The sequence below is a fragment of the Uliginosibacterium sangjuense genome (genome assembly GCF_059132465.1).
Genome location: NZ_CP101132.1, coordinates 3,436,828 through 3,453,657 on the forward strand (window position 1 = coordinate 3,436,828; position 16,830 = coordinate 3,453,657).

At 64.7% G+C, this 16,830-nt stretch carries 26 protein-coding genes; 2 read left to right on the plus strand and 24 right to left on the minus strand.

Annotated elements, in window-relative coordinates; genetic code table 11:
- Positions 1-81: 81 nt before the first annotated feature.
- Entirely contained in the window at positions 82-2,436 is a 2,355-nt protein-coding gene (locus tag NMB43_RS15655; RefSeq protein ID WP_494349092.1) for a Tex family protein, read from the plus strand.
- 62 nt (positions 2,437-2,498) lie between these two features.
- Here NMB43_RS15655 and fliW read toward each other — a convergent pair whose 3' ends face one another.
- From fliW to NMB43_RS15680, 5 genes are all read right to left on the minus strand, one after another.
- Complete coding sequence (fliW, locus tag NMB43_RS15660; RefSeq protein WP_494349093.1) at positions 2,499-2,933, minus strand: flagellar assembly protein FliW; 435 nt, start codon at positions 2,931-2,933, stop codon at positions 2,499-2,501.
- Positions 2,934-3,027: 94 nt separating this feature from the next.
- Entirely contained in the window at positions 3,028-3,474 is a 447-nt protein-coding gene (locus NMB43_RS15665; RefSeq protein WP_494349094.1) for a chemotaxis protein CheX, read from the minus strand.
- Positions 3,467-3,835 carry a response regulator gene (locus NMB43_RS15670; RefSeq protein WP_494349095.1) on the minus strand — a complete coding sequence of 123 codons (369 nt, stop codon included), beginning with the start codon at positions 3,833-3,835 and terminating at the stop codon, positions 3,467-3,469. Before NMB43_RS15670 ends, NMB43_RS15665 begins: the two co-directional genes overlap by 8 nt.
- Complete coding sequence (locus NMB43_RS15675) at positions 3,832-5,964, minus strand: ATP-binding protein (RefSeq protein ID WP_494349096.1); 2,133 nt, start codon at positions 5,962-5,964, stop codon at positions 3,832-3,834. The genes NMB43_RS15670 and NMB43_RS15675 overlap by 4 nt, the downstream gene beginning before the upstream one ends.
- Before the next feature lie 48 nt (positions 5,965-6,012).
- Positions 6,013-7,002, minus strand: a complete 990-nt coding sequence (locus NMB43_RS15680) for a DctP family TRAP transporter solute-binding subunit (RefSeq protein ID WP_494349097.1) — start codon at positions 7,000-7,002, stop codon at positions 6,013-6,015.
- A gap of 586 nt (positions 7,003-7,588) precedes the next feature.
- Here NMB43_RS15680 and NMB43_RS15685 point away from each other — a divergent pair.
- Complete coding sequence (locus NMB43_RS15685) at positions 7,589-9,055, plus strand: pectate lyase family protein (protein ID WP_494352158.1); 1,467 nt, start codon at positions 7,589-7,591, stop codon at positions 9,053-9,055.
- 44 nt (positions 9,056-9,099) lie between these two features.
- Here the strand turns inward: NMB43_RS15685 and NMB43_RS15690 are convergent, their stop codons facing one another.
- The 19 genes from NMB43_RS15690 to NMB43_RS15780 form a co-directional block, all read right to left on the minus strand.
- On the minus strand, positions 9,100-9,306 hold the full coding sequence (locus tag NMB43_RS15690) for a DUF167 domain-containing protein (protein WP_494349098.1): 207 nt from the start codon (positions 9,304-9,306) through the stop codon (positions 9,100-9,102).
- Positions 9,307-9,389: 83 nt separating this feature from the next.
- Positions 9,390-9,620 (minus strand): hypothetical protein, encoded by a 231-nt coding sequence (locus NMB43_RS15695; RefSeq protein WP_494349099.1) that lies wholly within the window; start codon positions 9,618-9,620, stop codon positions 9,390-9,392.
- Between the two features lie 76 nt (positions 9,621-9,696).
- Positions 9,697-10,065, minus strand: a complete 369-nt coding sequence (locus NMB43_RS15700) for a hypothetical protein (protein WP_494349100.1) — start codon at positions 10,063-10,065, stop codon at positions 9,697-9,699.
- A gap of 261 nt (positions 10,066-10,326) precedes the next feature.
- A complete protein-coding gene (locus tag NMB43_RS15705; protein WP_494349101.1) occupies positions 10,327-10,551 on the minus strand; it encodes a hypothetical protein in 225 nt (74 codons plus the stop codon).
- Positions 10,552-10,645: 94 nt separating this feature from the next.
- Positions 10,646-10,942, minus strand: coding sequence for a hypothetical protein (locus NMB43_RS15710; RefSeq protein ID WP_494349102.1), 297 nt, complete (start codon positions 10,940-10,942; stop codon positions 10,646-10,648).
- Positions 10,943-11,006: 64 nt separating this feature from the next.
- Positions 11,007-11,465 carry an HI_1489 N-terminal domain-containing protein gene (locus tag NMB43_RS15715; protein WP_494349103.1) on the minus strand — a complete coding sequence of 153 codons (459 nt, stop codon included), beginning with the start codon at positions 11,463-11,465 and terminating at the stop codon, positions 11,007-11,009.
- 29 nt (positions 11,466-11,494) lie between these two features.
- Entirely contained in the window at positions 11,495-11,839 is a 345-nt protein-coding gene (locus tag NMB43_RS15720; RefSeq protein WP_494349104.1) for a Mor transcription activator family protein, read from the minus strand.
- Positions 11,839-12,486 carry a phage protein GemA/Gp16 family protein gene (locus NMB43_RS15725; RefSeq protein WP_494349105.1) on the minus strand — a complete coding sequence of 216 codons (648 nt, stop codon included), beginning with the start codon at positions 12,484-12,486 and terminating at the stop codon, positions 11,839-11,841. The genes NMB43_RS15720 and NMB43_RS15725 overlap by 1 nt, the downstream gene beginning before the upstream one ends.
- 5 nt (positions 12,487-12,491) lie before the next feature.
- Positions 12,492-12,899 carry a hypothetical protein gene (locus tag NMB43_RS15730; RefSeq protein WP_494349106.1) on the minus strand — a complete coding sequence of 136 codons (408 nt, stop codon included), beginning with the start codon at positions 12,897-12,899 and terminating at the stop codon, positions 12,492-12,494.
- 2 nt (positions 12,900-12,901) lie between these two features.
- On the minus strand, positions 12,902-13,642 hold the full coding sequence (locus NMB43_RS15735) for a hypothetical protein (protein ID WP_494349107.1): 741 nt from the start codon (positions 13,640-13,642) through the stop codon (positions 12,902-12,904).
- 1 nt (position 13,643) lies between these two features.
- Entirely contained in the window at positions 13,644-14,126 is a 483-nt protein-coding gene (locus NMB43_RS15740; RefSeq protein WP_494349108.1) for a hypothetical protein, read from the minus strand.
- A gap of 138 nt (positions 14,127-14,264) precedes the next feature.
- On the minus strand, positions 14,265-14,462 hold the full coding sequence (locus tag NMB43_RS15745; RefSeq protein ID WP_494349109.1) for a hypothetical protein: 198 nt from the start codon (positions 14,460-14,462) through the stop codon (positions 14,265-14,267).
- Positions 14,463-14,464: 2 nt separating this feature from the next.
- Positions 14,465-14,749 (minus strand): HU family DNA-binding protein, encoded by a 285-nt coding sequence (locus tag NMB43_RS15750; protein WP_494349110.1) that lies wholly within the window; start codon positions 14,747-14,749, stop codon positions 14,465-14,467.
- Positions 14,750-14,879: 130 nt separating this feature from the next.
- Complete coding sequence (locus NMB43_RS15755) at positions 14,880-15,404, minus strand: host-nuclease inhibitor Gam family protein (RefSeq protein WP_494349111.1); 525 nt, start codon at positions 15,402-15,404, stop codon at positions 14,880-14,882.
- Positions 15,401-15,748 (minus strand): hypothetical protein, encoded by a 348-nt coding sequence (locus NMB43_RS15760; RefSeq protein ID WP_494349112.1) that lies wholly within the window; start codon positions 15,746-15,748, stop codon positions 15,401-15,403. Before NMB43_RS15760 ends, NMB43_RS15755 begins: the two co-directional genes overlap by 4 nt.
- A 26-nt stretch (positions 15,749-15,774) precedes the next feature.
- Positions 15,775-16,071, minus strand: coding sequence for a hypothetical protein (locus NMB43_RS15765; RefSeq protein ID WP_494349113.1), 297 nt, complete (start codon positions 16,069-16,071; stop codon positions 15,775-15,777).
- Positions 16,068-16,313 carry a hypothetical protein gene (locus NMB43_RS15770; RefSeq protein ID WP_494349114.1) on the minus strand — a complete coding sequence of 82 codons (246 nt, stop codon included), beginning with the start codon at positions 16,311-16,313 and terminating at the stop codon, positions 16,068-16,070. The genes NMB43_RS15765 and NMB43_RS15770 overlap by 4 nt, the downstream gene beginning before the upstream one ends.
- On the minus strand, positions 16,306-16,527 hold the full coding sequence (locus tag NMB43_RS15775) for a hypothetical protein (RefSeq protein ID WP_494349115.1): 222 nt from the start codon (positions 16,525-16,527) through the stop codon (positions 16,306-16,308). Before NMB43_RS15775 ends, NMB43_RS15770 begins: the two co-directional genes overlap by 8 nt.
- Positions 16,528-16,538: 11 nt before the next feature.
- Positions 16,539-16,829, minus strand: coding sequence for a hypothetical protein (locus tag NMB43_RS15780; RefSeq protein ID WP_494349116.1), 291 nt, complete (start codon positions 16,827-16,829; stop codon positions 16,539-16,541).
- Position 16,830: the final 1 nt, after the last annotated feature.

Below are 16,830 nucleotides of genomic sequence, written 5' to 3' on the forward strand. Positions count from 1 at the left end.
GGTCGGCGGGATGCCATGATTGATTCACCCGCGAGGCTTGGGCATAGTGCGCCCCTTTGCCGTTAACTTTTCTGGGAATCCATGCTGCCGTCCATCGAACAACGCATCGCCAATGAACTCAAGGCCCAGACGCGCCAGGTGCTCGCCGCCATCGCGCTGCTCGACGAAGGCGCCACGGTGCCTTTCATCGCCCGCTACCGCAAGGAAGTCACGGGCGGCCTCGACGACACGCAATTGCGCCTGCTCGAAGAGCGCCTCTCTTACCTGCGCGAGTTGGAGGAGCGCCGCGTGGCGATCCTCGCCAGCATCGAATCGCAAGGCAAGCTGAGCCCTGAACTGAAGGGTGAGATCGAGGAGGCTGAATCCAAGCAACGCCTGGAAGACCTCTATCTGCCGTACAAGCAGAAGCGCCGCACCAAAGCACAGATCGCGCGTGAAGCCGGTATCGAGCCGCTGGCCGATGCACTGCTGGGCGATCCAATGCTCAAGATGGACGAGGAGGCGGCCAAGTACCTCAACGCAGAAGCAGGCTTCGCCGACACCAAGGCAGTACTGGACGGTGCGCGGCAGATTCTCATGGAACGCTTCGCCGAGAATGCCGAAGTCATAGAGACGCTGCGCCACTACATCAAGGATCACGGCGTGGTGATCGCCACCGCTGCCGAAGGCAAGGAGAACGACCCCGAGGCGGCGAAGTTCCGCGACTACTTTGGTTTCCGCGAGAAGATCGCGGATGTGCCCTCGCACCGCGCGCTGGCCCTTTTCCGTGGGCGCAACGAGGATGTGCTGCGCGTCAAGCTGGTGTTGGACTCCGACCCCGAAGACGGCGCGCGCCCGGAGAAGCCCAACCCTTGTGAACGCCGCATCATGAGCTGCGTGGGTATCAAGGACATGGGCCGTCGCTGCGACAAGTGGCTGGTCGAGGTCGCGCGCTGGACCTGGAGTGTGAAGCTGGAGAGCGCGTTCGAGAACGAGTTCTTCAGCACCCTGCGCGAGCGCGCCGAGGAAGAGGCGATCCGCGTCTTCGCCAAGAACCTCAAGGACTTGCTGCTGGCCGCCCCGGCCGGCCCGCGCGCCACCATGGGCCTGGACCCGGGCCTGCGCACCGGCGTCAAGGTTGCCGTGGTCGATGCCACCGGCAAGCTGCTGGACACCGCCACGATCTACCCGCATGAGCCGCGCCGCGACTGGGACAAGTCGCTCCACACGCTGGGCGAGCTATGCAAGAAGCATGACGTTCAACTGATCGCGATCGGCAACGGCACGGCCAGCCGCGAGACCGACAAACTCGCTGGCGAGCTGATCAAGCTGCAGCCCGAGCTGAAGCTCACCAAGATCGTCGTCTCCGAAGCAGGCGCTTCGGTGTATTCGGCCTCTGAGCTGGCCGCCAAGGAGTTCCCTGATCTGGACGTCAGCCTGCGCGGCGCGGTGTCGATCGCCCGCCGCCTGCAAGACCCGCTGGCCGAGCTGGTGAAGATCGAGCCGAAGGCCATCGGGGTGGGTCAATACCAGCACGACCTGAACCAGGGCAAGCTCGCCAAGTCGCTGGATGCGGTCGTGGAGGATTGCGTCAACGCTGTGGGCGTAGACGTGAATACCGCCTCGGCCGCCCTGCTCGCGCGCATCTCCGGCCTCAACGGCACGCTGGCGCAGAACATCGTGGCGCACCGCGACGCGCATGGTGCTTTCGCGCGCCGCGACGATTTGCGCAAGGTACCGCGCCTGGGCGACAAGACCTTCGAGCAGTGCGCCGGCTTCCTGCGCATCATGAATGGCGACAACCCGCTGGACGCTTCGGCGGTGCACCCGGAAGCCTACCCGGTGGTCGAACGCATCCTGGCGGACGTGCAGAAGAACGTGCGCGAGCTGATGGGCAATTCGGGCTTCCTGCAACAACTGGAACCCGCCAAGTACACCGACGAGCGCTTCGGGCTGCCCACCGTGCAAGACATTCTGCGCGAATTGGACAAGCCCGGCCGCGACCCGCGCCCCGAGTTCAAGACCGCCTCGTTCCGCGAAGGCGTCGAACAGATCAAGGACCTGCAAGTCGGCATGCAACTCGAAGGCGTGGTGACCAACGTCACCAACTTCGGGGCCTTCGTCGACATCGGCGTGCACCAGGACGGTCTGGTCCATGTGTCGATGCTGTCGGAGCGTTTTGTGAAGGACCCGCGTGAAGTCGTGAAGGCTGGCGATATCGTGAAGGTGAAGGTGGTCGAGGTCGACGTGCCGCGTCGGCGCATCGGCCTCACCATGCGCCTGAACGAGCCTGCAGCACGCCCCCAGCCGCCGGCCCGCAACGAGCGGCCGCAGGACTCTCAGGCGCGCAAGCCCAAGCAGCAGCCTGGCGGCGGCCGCGACTCGGCCTCGCGCAGCAACAACCCCATGGCCAACAATGCGTTGGCGGCGGCCTTTGCGCGCGCCAAGCAAAACTGAGCGACGCCACCACAACGCAAAAGGCCGCCCGAGGGCGGCCTTTTGCGTTGTGTGACACCAACCTAATCGGTGGCCTTCAGCGTGATGTCGCAGCCCAGCTTGCCGATGACCTTCTGGATGCCGATACGGCTGCCCGCGTTGATGACCAGCGGCGCCATCAGGTTGGCCTTGATGCCGGTTTCCGCATCACCGCCCTCGCGCCGCAGGATCAGCAGCACGGCGATTTCCTTGGGGTCGGAGGCGCGCAGCAACTGCTCCTCTTCCTCCGTCAGCGTGAATTCGTAATGCAGCCCGATCTGGTCCGGCACGGTGACCGAAAAGGCCACGTCACCCTGATCGACGCTCTGTAGCACGGCGACCGCAGGGCCGTCAGCCTTTTGCAGCTCGATGAGAGTGAATTGCTTGCAGTCCTCCAGACCCGGCATGCCGCCCGGGAAGTGGATGACCTTGTCCGGGTCGACGTCGAGACGGCCAAAACGCGTACTTTCGATCTGCATGCTGAGCTCCCCTATGTTCGGAATGCGGCTGGTTACCCACTCTAACCCAGGCAGGGCAAGCCCGACACGCCAATAAGCGCCGGGTTTACCCGCCTTATTGCAGGCTCACCACCAGCGACGCGTCCTGTTTGTGCCAGCGCAGCGGAATGATGTAGGCCTTCACATTGCGCGGCATCTGGATGCCCTGGGCATGCCCCTGCACGATGACCGGCACCGAGATCATGAAGTCATGGCCGAAGTGCTGGCGTGCATTGCCGGAGATGGTGTTGGCCACCTCCCCCGCGAGGTCGGCCAGGTTGGCGTCCGACACATCGGTCTCGCCCACGTGCAGCAGGAGTGCGCGCAGCAAATCACGCCGCGCGGTCATGTAGACACAGCCGCGACGGGCGCCGGAGATGCCGATCACCCCGGTGAAGTCCATCATCGGCAAGCGGTCCGGCCCGGCCAGGAAGGGGCTGCCCACTTCGGCCGCCCGCCCACCCTGGCGCTCGAAGTAGCGTTGGACGATGTCGACGAATACCTTCAGTTGTTCTTCATCCATTGCCGTCTCCCAGCAACTCGCCCATGGCTTCCGACAGATCGTCCTCGGTGAAGGGCTTGCACAGGAAGCCCTGGGCGCCCTCCTTCAGCGCCGCGATCGCAGTCGATTTGTCGGCCAGGGCCGACACGACCAGGATGCGCACGCGCGGGCTGAGCGCCCGCAGCGCCTTGATGCACTCGATGCCGTCCATTTCCGGCATGGTGAGGTCCATGGTCACCACGTCCGGCTTCGACGCGTGAAACTGGGTGACGGCATCGCGCCCGTTGCAGGCCTGCCCTACGATCTCCAGGCCATGTCGCGCCAAGGTGCGCGCGATCTTGCCGCGAATGACGTTTGAATCATCGACGACCATGAGCCTCATGCCACCTCCCGCGCCATGGGCGGTACCGCCACCACGCGCTCGGTGAGCTGCGGAAGCTGTACGCGGAAATGGCAGTACTCACCCGCCGTGGTACCGATGCGCACATGGCCACCGAGGCGGCGCACGATCTCGCGCACGGCATCGAGGCCGGCCCCACGGCCGCCGTCCTGATCCGGCGTCGTGCGCGTCGACACGCCCGGGTCGAAGATCAGCGACACCAGGCTGCGCATTTCGGCCTTGGCGGCCGCCTCTGGCGTGAGGCGCCCCGCCCGCACGGCGGCCTCGCGGATCGCCACCGGATCGATGCCACGGCCGTCGTCGCGGAAGCTCAGCTCGACGCCGGAGCTGCCACCATCGGCGACGTAGATCGACAGGCGCCCGGCCTCCGGCTTGCCGCGCCCCTTGCGCTCCGCCGGCGTTTCGATGCCATGCACCAGCGCGTTACGGATGAACTGGTTGACGATGCTGTTGAGTGCCTCGCGCTGCGAGGGCGGCAGCACCAGCAGATCCATGCCTTGGTAGCTGATCTCGATCTGCTTGCCCTGACGCTGCGCGATCTCTGCGGCAAAGCTCTGCCACTGCTGCACGAAGGGGCGCTGTGCCAACTGCGGGTCGTGCGGCGGCCGCGGGGGCTCCACGGTGACGACGCCACGAATCTGCGCCATGCGGGTCAGCGCGGTGCGGATGGCTTCCATCTCGCCGTACAGGCCCTTGACCCGCACTGCCACCGGCAGCAGATCTTCCCCGCTCAGGGAACTGCGTTGACGCAGGGCGCTGAGGATGTCTTCCAGGCCGTGGAAAGATTGCGCCAGACCATCGAGGCGCAGGCTGGCGGCATCGCCCTTGACCCGGTGGGCCAGACGCAGGATCGCCGTGACCTTGCTGGCCAGCGGCTCGGCGACCGTGGGCTGAGATTCGAGGATGCGATTGATCTCGTCCAGGCCCTCGCCGGCGGACTTGAGAAAGTCCTGCATCATGCGCGGTTCCACCTGCAGGATCTGCAGCAGCAGGCCCATCTGGCCTTGCGCGCGCGCCTCGCTCTCCTGCAACTCGCGCTCCAGGCGAACCCGCCGCGTGATGTCGTTGACCGTCACCAGCAGGTGGGTGACCTTGCCGCCCTCGGTGACGCGGTTGAAGCTGAACTGCAGGTAGCGCGTATCCACCACGCCGGGCCCCTGCGCCACGCTCAGCTCGACGCAATCCAGCGGATTGAGGCCCGTGACCAGCTTCTCCTTCACGTCGTGGCGCAGCAGCAGGTCGATGTATTCGCGCGCGGTATCCAGTGTCTTCTGGGTCACCAACGGGCGCAGCACGTCGAGCAGGTTGGTGCCGGCCGGCATGGGGGTTCCGACGATCCGGGGCAGCACGCGCGACTGCTGGGAGCCCATGCGGTAATCGGCGTCGAGCAGGAACAGGCCTTCCTGGGTGGTACGCAGGATGTCGTCGGTTTCCTTGCGCGCCGACTCGAGCGCGCGGTCGCTGTGCCGCAGGTGACGCAGAAAGTGGAACAGGATGACGAGGAAGTTGATCGTCGCCAGCGTGATCCCCGCGATCTGCACCGCGCGTAACTTGGTGGCCTGGGCTGCGGCGATCTCACCGATGCGCGTCGTGAAGTCGTTCATCAGGGTCAACAGCCATACGTTCACAACCTCGGACTGGCGGGCCACGCGCTCGGCCTTCTCCACCGTGGGCGTGCCCATGCCCACCAGTTCTCGCACCTCGTCACGATAGGACTCCCACTGGCCCAACGCGTCCTCCAGGATCTGCTGTACCCGTTCGTCATCGACCCGCTGGCGCAAGATGTCGCCTCCGCCGTCGGGGTCCGGCGTGCTGCCCCCATTGCGATAGGCCTGCAGGGTCTGGTCGAAGACTGCCGAGGCGCGGTCCAGCTCCAGCAGCAGTTCGCGCACCGGTTGCCCGGCCTTGAGGCGCTGCTCGATCTGCAGCGAAGCCTTGGCCATGCGCTGGCTGAGCATGCGCTGGCGACCGACGACGTTGACGTTGATCGCGTTATCCTTGATCTGGCTGGAGATGACGAAGTTCGTCACCAGCACGCCAAGGTCGAACAGCAGGAAGAGGGCGATCGCGATCACCATCGTCCGGTACTTGCCCAGCTCGAAACCAAACATCTCAGCCTCCCCTGCGGCTCAGGCCGCACCCCTCATGCTGCGGATTCGTTAGTTGCCTGCTGCCGCACGCGCCACGCTGCGCACGAAGTCGGCGCCCAGGCGCGTCTCTGCCTCGCGCAGCACCGGCTCCATCGCCTTCTGCCATTCGCGGCGTTGCGTGGCGGTGAGCCGCGTGACGGTGGTCTTGCCTGAGCGGGCAATGACAGCCAGCGCGTCCGTGTTGTCCTGCCAAGCAATCGCATTGGCGTAGCGGGTGGACTCCTTGATGGCCTTGTCGAGCCCCGCCCGGACATCGGACGGCAGTCCGCTCCAGAAACTCAGGTTGGCCACCACCGCATAGCCGAGGTAGCCATGCTCGGTTTCCACGACATAGCGCTGCACTTCGTTCATGCGCTGGGTGTACATGTTGGCCGGCGGGTTCTCGGTGCCATCCACCTGTCCGCTCTGCAAGGCCTTGTAGGCCTGTGCCAGAGGGAGCCCCACCGGCACCGCGCCGAGCGCCTTCATCTCCGCCTCCAGCATGCGCGAAGGCTGTACCCGCATGCGCAGGCCCTTGAGGTCGGCCGGCATCAGGAAGGGCTTGTTGGCACTCATGACCTTGAAACCGTTGTCCCAGTAGGTCAGGCCCAGCATGCCCTTGCTTGAGAGGCGCTTGAGCAGGTCCAGGCCGACCGGCCCCTCCTGCACCAGTTTGAGCGAGGTGCGGGTCGGGAAGATGTAGGGCACGTCGAACACCTCGAACTCGGTCGCCCCCAGGGTGGTAAAGCGGGACAGCGAGGGGGCCAGCATCTCCACGTCGCCACGCTGCAGGCCGGCGAACTCTTCGGCATCAGTAAATGCCTGCGCGTTGGGGTGGATATCGATGCGCACACGTCCCTTGGTGAGCGATTCGGCGCGCATCTTGAAGAACTCGACGGCCCGCCCCTTGGGAGAGTCCACCGTGGAGTTGTGGCTGAACCGGATCACGATAGGCTGCTGCGCCATCACAGCCTGCGTCCCGGCCAGCACGCACAGGATCAAGCCTGCCAGTACTCTCATCGCATCTCCCGCGGTCGTTCGCACATGAGGGAGCGGCAGATGTCGCTGCCGCCGCGTTCCTGTTGTACGGAACCGCAGTGCACAACTTGAGGTGGACTGTGATGCAGATCACATCGCGGCGACGAGCGCGAGGGAAAACAGCTACAGACGGCGCGGCCTAGCGGGGATTACCGACCTTCGGGCAGGGCGTCCGGTCGCGCGGAAAGGCGCGCCAGATAAGCGTTTCACCGCTCGAAGCATGCGTACTACCATACCACCAGTCGCCGCGAAGCATCTTGCACAGATATTCCAAATACATAATCCAGCAGGGCAAGACTCTGTTGCAGCGCCCGATGCGAAACGCCCGGCACACCGCGCCAAGCCCCGGCCCACGCCGGCCTGGCCGACCCGGGCATGGCCTGTTGAGCGCCAGGTCCCGTACCCAGCGCGTCCCTTGCGCGACAAGGCAAGCTTGACGATGCCAGATCGGCCACCCATAGTGATCTGGCCGCTCCCTGAGGGATGACGGCACACGCACGGCGCAGACCGGCGTTGAACCGGGCCGCGCCGGACACACAACAAAACACTCTGGAGACGAATCGTGAGAATGACCCATCTGTTGCGGGGCATGCTTTTGGCATGCCTGGCAAGCTTCACCCTGCCCGCCCTGGCCGCCAACCGGCCGGCCGGCTTCACCACGTTCTGCAGCGAGGGCAAGACCTGCAGTTGCGCAGGCCCCTCCACGACCAATGTCGCATTCGGTCGTGCCGACAAGTTCATCTACAAGGCCCTCACCGGCAGCTTCACCTGTAGCGAGGCCACCTTCGGCGGGCGCGTCGCTGGCGGCGTGAATGAATGCTCCTCACCAGCCGGGAGTCGCTGTGTCGCCGGCAGCGGCAGTTCATCCAGTTCCTCGTCTTCGTCGAGCAGTTCGTCCTCCAGCAGTTCGTCTTCGAGTTCGTCTTCGAGTTCGTCTTCGAGTTCGTCATCCAGTTCATCCAGCTCGTCGAGCAGCTCTTCATCCAGCAGTTCTTCCTCATCGAGTTCATCCTCCTCGGGTTCTTCTTCCGGCTCGTCCAGCAGTTCCGGCGGCAACACCGTGCCCCCCGGCACGCCTGGCAATGCCGCGGGCGTCATCGGCTTCGCCAGCCTCGACCGCGACGGGCGCAACGGCACCAATGGTGGGGTAGGCGGGCCGACCGTGGTGGTCACGAGCTATGCCCAGTTCGTCGCGGCGGTGGGCGACCATGAGCCACGCATCGTGCAGGTGCAAGGCACCATCAGCGGCCCAGGCCCGATGGTCAACGTGGGCTCCAACAAGACCATCGTGGGGGTTGGCAGCACGGCCGTGCTGGATGGCTTCGGGCTCAACATCAGCGGCTGGTGGCCGGCGCAGGTGGCGCAGTACAAGTCCGACTGGTGCGAGGCCAAGCACGTCGGCCTGTTCCCCTACACGCGTAACGTGATCGTGCGCAACCTGACGATCCAGAACTACGCGGATGACGGCATCAACGTGGCCTGCTGGTCGCACCACATCTGGATCGACCACAACACCATCCTGCCCGGCGCCGACGGTGCCATCGACATCAAGCGCGGGGCGGACTGGATCACGGTGTCCTGGAACAAGCTGGTAGGCACCGACAAGACCATGCTGCTGGGCCATGACGACAGCAACGCGGCGCAGGATACCGGCCGCCTGCATGTGAGCTATCACCACAACTGGCTGCAGAACACGGTGCAGCGCAATCCGCGGGTGCGCTTCGGCCAGGCTCACGTGTTCAATAACTGGGCCGACGGAGTGAAGAACTACTTCATCGGTTCAAGCTATCAGTCCGACGTGTACGCCGATGGCAACTACCTGAACATGGCCGGCTACGCCACGCAGGAGCAAGGTAGTGCCTCCGGCAAGCTGAGCTGGGATGCCAGCAATGTGATCGTCAAGGCCAAGGCGGTCGAGGTGAACACCGGAACGGCCTTCGACCCGAAGAGCTACTACAGCTACACGCTCGATCCGGCCGCAAGCTTACCGAGCATCCTCGGCAACGGCGCAGGCGCCGGCAAGATCGCGCCCTGAGCTCACCCGCCAGCAAGAAGAAAGGGGCCCGCGGGCCCCTTTTTCTATGCCTGCCCGAGCCGGGCCAGCGCCGCCTCGTCCGCCCCCGTCACTAGCACCACCTTCTGCCGCGCGGTCTCGCCACTCACCAGGCTCACCGCCGAGCGCGCCACGCCGAAGTACTCGGCCAGGAAGCTCTGCTGACGGGGTGCACGATAAACCAGGGGCGTGGTGCACGATAAACCGGGATACGGCGAGACGGACCGGGACATAACGGGACGGGAAACGTAAAAAGGTTACGCCGGGTGAAAACAATGCGGCGGGTTTGTGTCGGTGCCGACACAGCCCGCCGTTTTCATTTGCGGATGGGTTTGGGGTCGAGGTGCAGGGGGCCGGGTTCGAGGGCGTTCAGGAAGCCGCTGGTGTCGGCGGAGGGGCCGGTGATGATGCGGCAGTCAGTGAGTATGGGCTCGCCTCCACGGGCCTCGATGTCGGCGAGCGTGGCGTAGTAGTTGGATTTGATGCGGCGGCCGATCCAGGTGTGCCAGAAACGGTAGGTCTTGAGGGGGTATTGAGGGGCGTGCATGGCGGCTCCTGGGTGGAGCGCGTCAATGTAGCGGCATACAGTGCTGTACGGTCAAGGGGGGTGATTAACCGGGCGCTCAGGAGCGCTTGAAGCTGCCCAGGATGTCGCGGAGCTGGGTGAGGTGGCCGCGCACGCGGGCGCGCTCCTCCTCGCTGATGGTGTGGCCTAGCTTGGGTGTATTGTCTTCCCGCGCGCGGATGCAGTCGAGGAGCTGGCGCGGGGCGGGCCAGCGGTCTGCTGTGCGCAGGAGCTGCCGGAAGGCCGCCTGGATGCGCGGGCGGTCCTTGGTTTCATCCCAGCGCGTCGGCGCGCCCAGGATGGCCTCCAGCCACACCTCGGCGGTGCCGAGGATGGCGTCTTCAGGAGGGGTGTTCGGCAGCCGCAGCACCAGCAGCTTCATCAGGCCAGTACCGATCTCTTCGCGGAGCCAGGTGTTATTGGACACGCCGTCTTCTACTTGATGTTATACGTCAGAGCACCCTAAACCGCGAGCAGCCCTGCGTTCATGAACATCTCGCCCAACCTGAGTCTTCCCGTGATAGCCGCAATGGCAAACCCATCCGTAGTTGAATTCGTGCTTGGTCCACGTCGGCCGCATAACTTTGCAGTCGAGCGGGACCGCCCCCTGCTGCGCTTCGGTGTTCTGTTGTTGCTCCATGTCCGTCAATCCTTTGTTTGTCCGTGAGGGCGGCCCCTCACTTCCGCGTTAGGCGGCAATGCCCATCGCGTCGCGCACATGCTTTCGCCCTTGTTCAAACGCTCGGCGCTGCACCAGTTGTAGCGCGTATGTCATGCCTTGGGCGATCTGTTCTTGTGTTGTGCAGTAGAACTCATGGATGCCCCATCCGTCTGTCGTCTGCACCCTAAAGCTGCCAGACTCCGTTACTACGCACTCAATATCAAGCGCATCAATAGATGTGGTCACGTTCATTTAATGCCTCCTGGGTTACGCCTAACAATTCAATCAACCGGACAGCCCAAGCTGCGCTTGGGTGCCATACGCTGCGCTCCGGCTGCCTGTGATCTCAGGTGTTGGAGCCATTCATTCCTTCCATGATTATGTTGCTCGCCAAGATCAACCCGTTGCGCTGCGCCACCTGGTCTAACCCGTTCCCCTGCAACTCACCGGGCGTGATCAAGGCAATGATCTCGTTCCAGCACTTCTGGCGCTCGTCGTGGCGGAATGCGTCCCAGACGCTGCCGAACCTTCCGGAGATGTACGCCACCGAGAACCACGCCCAAATGAGGCGCTTCAGTGGCCCCACCTTCTCCACCTTCGGCACTATCCGAAACGGCGGTGCAATCTCAAACATAACCACCATGTTGCTGTCCTTTGTCCGTTCTATGGCGCTAGGTCGCCGGGTTTGAAGTTGTCCTGCTCCACCTTCACGACTTGCCGCCCTTCCTGAACGCATCCAGCGCCTCCAGCCCGCCCATCGTGCGTGACTTTGGCGCGGTGGTTTTGCCTGCGCTGTCGGTGCTGACCAGGGCGCCGGTGCGGGGCGCGGGTTGGTTGGCGAGGATTTCGTAGAGGTAGCCGTGGCTCTTGAGCGGCAGCGTCAGGCGGCCGTTTTGGTTGGCTTCGATCACCTTGTCGACGGCTGCAATCCACGCCTCTACGGGCGCGTCGCACACGGTGCCGTTGCGGGTGATGCGGCCGCTGGTGATGTCGGGCAGCAGCTCGCCCAGCAGCTTGGCCAGGCGGTCCATGCTGAGATCGCGTTGCGCCGGGCGGAAAAGCGCGGCGTAGCGGATCATGGCCTGGCCGAGCGGGCCGCTGATCTTGGTAATGGCGATCAGCGCTTCGCGGGCGCCCTCGTGGCCGATCAGGGCGTCGAGCGACACGGTCGCGCCGCAGGATGGACAGCGCGTTTTCAAATCAGGCTCCCTTGCCGCCGCGCCTGGTGCACGGCGTGCACGCGCTTGAGGATGTTCTGGATCTGCACCTCGGTGAGGCCGTACTTCTTGGTCATGAAGGGCATGTTGTTGCCGGTCCAGTCGCGGTAGATCTGCTCGTTGCGCTCCGAGAGCTGCATATGGCGGCCCTTGGGGATATAGACGCGCGATCCACCCAGGTTCTGCCGCACCGCCTCCGCGATGCCGAGCGCCGCCTCGTTGGCGGCCTGGTGCGGCTGCTTGAGCGGCCCCACCAGCAGGTCATAAGCCGCCGTCGCCACCTCGCGCAGCGCGTCGGGGTAATGGTCTGGCAGCGTCAGCATCAGGCGTCTCCCTTGGCGCGCGCGCTCAGGTCTTGCCAGGCGGCGAGCAGGCACTCGTAGCTGTTGCGGTGGCGGTTGGTGATGGTGCTGAAGTGGGTCAGCATGGTTTGAAAGCCATCGTCGGTCAGCACACCGATCTTTCCCTGCATCTGCGCGCGCAGCCACTGCTTGCGCAGTGCCGGCGGGAAGCAGCGCACCGCCCAGGCCTTCAGCGCCTCGATCAGGCGCTCCATCTGCTTGCTGCTGAGCCATTTCACGGCGGAGACCTTGGTCTGCCGCTGCACGTAGCTGTTGAGCGCGCGCTCCGACCCATCGCGCACCGCGCCGATGGCCTGCAACTGGCACCACAGCGCCACCACCTTCTGCACCTCGGCGTCGTCGGCTGCCTGTCGCACCTCCGGCTTGCGCACCGGCTTGAAGCCGAGGCGCTGCATCTCGCGCTCCACCAGGTCGATCTCCATCTCGCTGCATTCGGTCAGCGAGCGCTTGCCCGGCTTGTTGCGGCGCGGGTCAGCGGTCACGCGCTCCAGCATCGCGCGGTAGCTGTCGTCGTCCATGCCGAGCTGGGCCTGGGCGATCTTTATCTTGGCGATCTTGGCCTTGCGGCGTTTGGCGTTGTGTGCGGCGCGGTCGGCGGCGGTTTGCATGGTTCTCACCACTGAATCAGGTAGCCAGAAAAGCTGTCGCCGAAGTAGTCGAAGAAGGCGTCGACCGAGGCGAAGCCATCCTCCCGAGCGAGGCTCTCGATCTGCTGCTCGGTGAGCGGCTCGTAGCGCGTCAGCGATTCATCGGCCAGCGACACCTGCCGCTGCTTGGCGCTGATCGAGATCGGGCGAACCGCGCGGCAGGTGGCATCGCCCAGCTTGCGGCAGCGCGTGGTGCGCATGCCGTAGTACAGCATCAGCGTCTCGCCGACCTTGGGCGGGCGGCGCTTGCCACGGGCGCGAATGGTCTGGAGTTTCACCGTGGGGTCGAGCGCGTCAGGCCGCCGACCTTGATTGAGGATGGCGAGGCCGGCTTCGACCTTGTCAATGAAGACAGTGAAGCTGAGTGCTGGCATGGTCAGGCCTCCACCGCGAGAATGAAGCTACCAAGCAGCCGCGCAAGGCGGCGCGTTTCCAGCCCCGTCAGCGCAATCTCAAACGCGCCCTGTTCGATGACCATTTCGCCGTTGTCAGCCATCCAGAAGCGCGTGGGCTCCTGGACATCCTGGTGAGGGCGACCCAGGGCATGGGCCGGCGTGTGTCCTGCTGAAGCTGGCGGCACCGGCTCTGCGGTTGTAGATTGGGAGACGTTCGTCTCCTTTTGTTGCGCGCAGCCTGCTTCATTTGTGGTGCAGATTTCTGCATTCTTCGACTGCGTTTCTGCATCCTGAGCCTGCAACTTCCAAAGGATCAACCGGCCTTCGTTGCCGCCGCGCACGATGCGCGGCGAGCCCTCCTGGTTTTCCAGGTCGTTCAGTGCGGCGCAAACGCGAGTGCTGTCCTTGAGGCCAAAATCCCGTGCGATGGCACTCGCGGTTCCTTGTTGGTGGTCGGCCAGCCAACTGCGAACACGCCTTGCCATCGAGAGCGATTCATCGTGCCAGTCGCGCGATGTGGTGGGTGTATCCATCTGATCCTCCTGCGGTGCCAGTACCGGCTGGTGCGGTTGTTCGGTGACTGCGCCAAGTTGGCGCAGCGGTGCGTGTTCCTGACGCAGATGCGGGTGCCGCTTGATCGCCAGCGGCTTGAACTCCGGCACGCCTCGGTACTGCGCGATGCGCGCCGGGTCAGGAACGTGGGGTGCCTTCTTCTTGGCCATGTCAGTGCAACTGGTGTTGCAGGTAAGCAGGCGGATCAATCGGGTTGCCTGCGCGAACGTCGGCGGCGAACTCCGCCAGTGCATTGGTCACGTCGATCCGATCCGCGTTGCTGGCGTAGAGCGGGCCGATGTCGGTTTGCACGATCAGGGCGAAGGTGCTGGTCTTCGAGGCGGCCTGGAGCTGGTCGCGGATGAAGTGAGCGGCGCCGTTTAGGCAGTAGGCGACGCGCATCGTCTTGTCGTCGGCCATCATTTGCCTAGCCTGCATTTCGCTGTGCTCCACCGGGTTGCGATGGATGGACACGACGCGCTCGATCATGCTCAGACAGTCGTCGAGCGTTCCGTTGGTGATGTATTCCAGCGAGTGCTCCAGGAACACGATGAGCGAGAACGTGAAGTTGTGGCCGGTGTGCTTGGTCAGCGTGGCTTCGAGGCAGTGAGACAGCTTCGGCATCAGCTCGCTGGTGATCTTGGTGCGGTTCATCGTTTCCTCCATTCAGCCCGGCTAAGATTTCGGCACCGGGGGCTCACACGGGTGGTCGCTGGCTAGCCGTCTCACCAGCTTCTGGGGTGTTCGTCCGACTCCACTCCACAGCCCCGCACGCGAGGCTGCAGGCTGGGGTCAAGCTGCGGCCTGGCTCACCACGTCGATGGTGTGTTCGCCGAGGCTGTAGCCCTTGGCGTGGTGCAGGTAGAGGTCGCGGGTTTCGCCGGGGGTCACCATCTCGGGCAGGCCGCAGATGCGGCCGTGTTCATTGATGGGGGTGACGACCAGCGCCTTGCGGGTGTCGGGGTCGCAGTGGGTGATGCGGATGTGCATGGTCAGCAACCCTCGTTCATCGCGTCGCGCAGGGCCTTGGCCGACTTGTAGACCGGCTTCCACTTGGCGGGCACCTGGATGGTTTCGCCGGTCTTGGGGTTGCGGGCGGTGCGGGCCGGGGCTTGCGTGGCCACCAGCTTGCCCAGGCCGGGCAGCGGGGCTTCATGGCCGGCAGCCAGCTCGGCGGCGACCACGTCGCCGAAGGTCTTGATGACGTCTTCGACCGCCTTGCGGGTGTAGCCGGACACTTCCGACACTTCGGCGATCAGTTCTGCTTGCGTTGCCATTGATGGCTCCTTTCAGTTGATGGGTGGGGTGCGGCCGCCGGTTTGGTACTGCGGGAGGATCGGCGGCCGCGGGGTCCGTTACATGCGCCACGGTTTCCTGGGCTCGTGCAACAGCTCACTCACACTCGGTTCAGGCTTCGCTGAGTTCGGTCTCGAAGGGGGGGATGACAAAGTCCTCCCCCTGGTTGATGGCAATGCCGGCCACGCCGCGCACCGCTTCGGGCTCGGCGAGGATGGCTTCCTTGTTCACCTCTTCCTTGGTGCGGATGAAGCGGGTCAGGCCCAGGCGGGCGAGTGCGTCCAGCACGCCCTCCTGCCCGGTGATGCGCACCGAGGGCGGGCGCAGGCGCCACTGCACCTCGCCACTGGGGAAGGCGGCCGTCTTCACCTTGCCGCCTTGCGTCAGCGGCTCGCGGTTGGCCTCGCACCAGGTCTGCACGCCCAGGTTGAGCGTGGCCACGCGGTCGCGCAGCGGTTGTGCCTGCTGTTCGTAGCGCTCACGCACGGCGGCCAGCTCGTCGTTCATGGCCGCTTCGATGCGGGTGATGTCGCGCGTCAGCGTGCCGATCTCTCGGATGCTGCCGGTCACCTGCTCGCGCGTCTGAGGTACGGCGACCGACGCGGCGGCCTTGAGGCGGGTTTTGTTCTTGCTCATGCTGCTTGCTCCAGATCGATGCGAAGTTGGCCCAACAATTCGGGCAGGGTTTTCTTGTCGAGGGCGGCGGCCTGCCGCAGCGAGTGCATCGCACGGTCGCGCAGGAAGCGGCAGGTCTCCTGCACTTCGGCCGGGTCGGTGGCGATGTAGTAGCCACTCTTCGGATGGCCGCACACCTGCACGCCGCAGGTGCGCAGCTCGCTGATCAGCTCGCGCACCTGGCGAGAGGTCTTGCCGATGGCGCGGGCCAGTGCCTCGCCGGTGATGCCATTCGCCTCGCCCATGTGCCGGGAGAGCACCAATAGCAGCGCGTTGTTGCCGGGCGTTTCCTTCGTAATCTGCATGTCACTCTCCAGGCGATGGGTTTGGGTCAGTGTTGCGGTGCGTGTGCCGGTCGTGCCGCAGCCGCCATTGCGGTCAGCTCTTCCGGGCTGGGCAGGCGTGCCAGGTCGCGTGCGGAGGGGCAGGCCTTGCGGCCTGCCGCTGTCAGCATCCAGGCCTCATCACCCGCATCGCTGAGCGTCGTGGTCAGCAGGCCTTCGCGGCGCAGTAGATGCAGGTGGTGAAGCACCGACACGCCATAGCGCTCGTTGAGCTGTGCCATCGTGATGCACGACGGCCGTGCCGCCAGCAGGATCTTGTTTGCCAGCGCGGGCAGCTTTTTCATGACCGGTCCCCCTTGTCCAGGCGTGCCAGAAAGTCGCGCAGCCGTGCCACATCACGCGCGCCCAGGCGGGTCACTTCTTCGCCCGTTTCGATAAACAGCTCGCCCTTGTCGCTGAACAAAAAGCAGGGCTCGGTCTGATCGGCGGGTTCATCTGCACGGCCGACCGGAAACACCTCCTGACGTGGCGTGGCCTGTGCCGCGTCCCCCACGGGGGCCAGGGGGATGAGCGTGGTATCAGGCATGGCTCACCTCCTCATTCATGCGGCTCTTCGCTGCCGTGATGGCCACGACACCCTCAGGGCTGCGCGGGTCGAGGAACAGGGTGAGGATGTGACGGCCCCCATCCTTCTCGTAGATCGTGATCTCGCGATGCACCGACCAGTGGCCGCCCTTGCTGCTGCGCTCCGCCACCACCGGGCCGATGACATGGGACTGCACGTGCATATGGATGAACATGTCTGCCGCCCTCATCGCTGTGCCAACTCGGTGGATTGGTGGGCGCACGCCAGGTCTGCCTGGGCGCGGGCCAGCAGCAGCTCGCGCTCCAGTTGGCCGACCGCATCTGCCAGCGCGTCGCGCTCGCTCTGCAGCGTGTCGCGCTCATAGACCACCTGCGCGGTGTACTCGTCGTTGCTGACGGTGCCGACCAGCAACAACAGCCCCACGATGAACAGCGCGGTGAAGAAGGCGTTGAGCGCCACGCCGCGCGCCTGGTAGGCCAAAGGCATGCCGGGGGTGTGATCGACTTCGCGATTCATC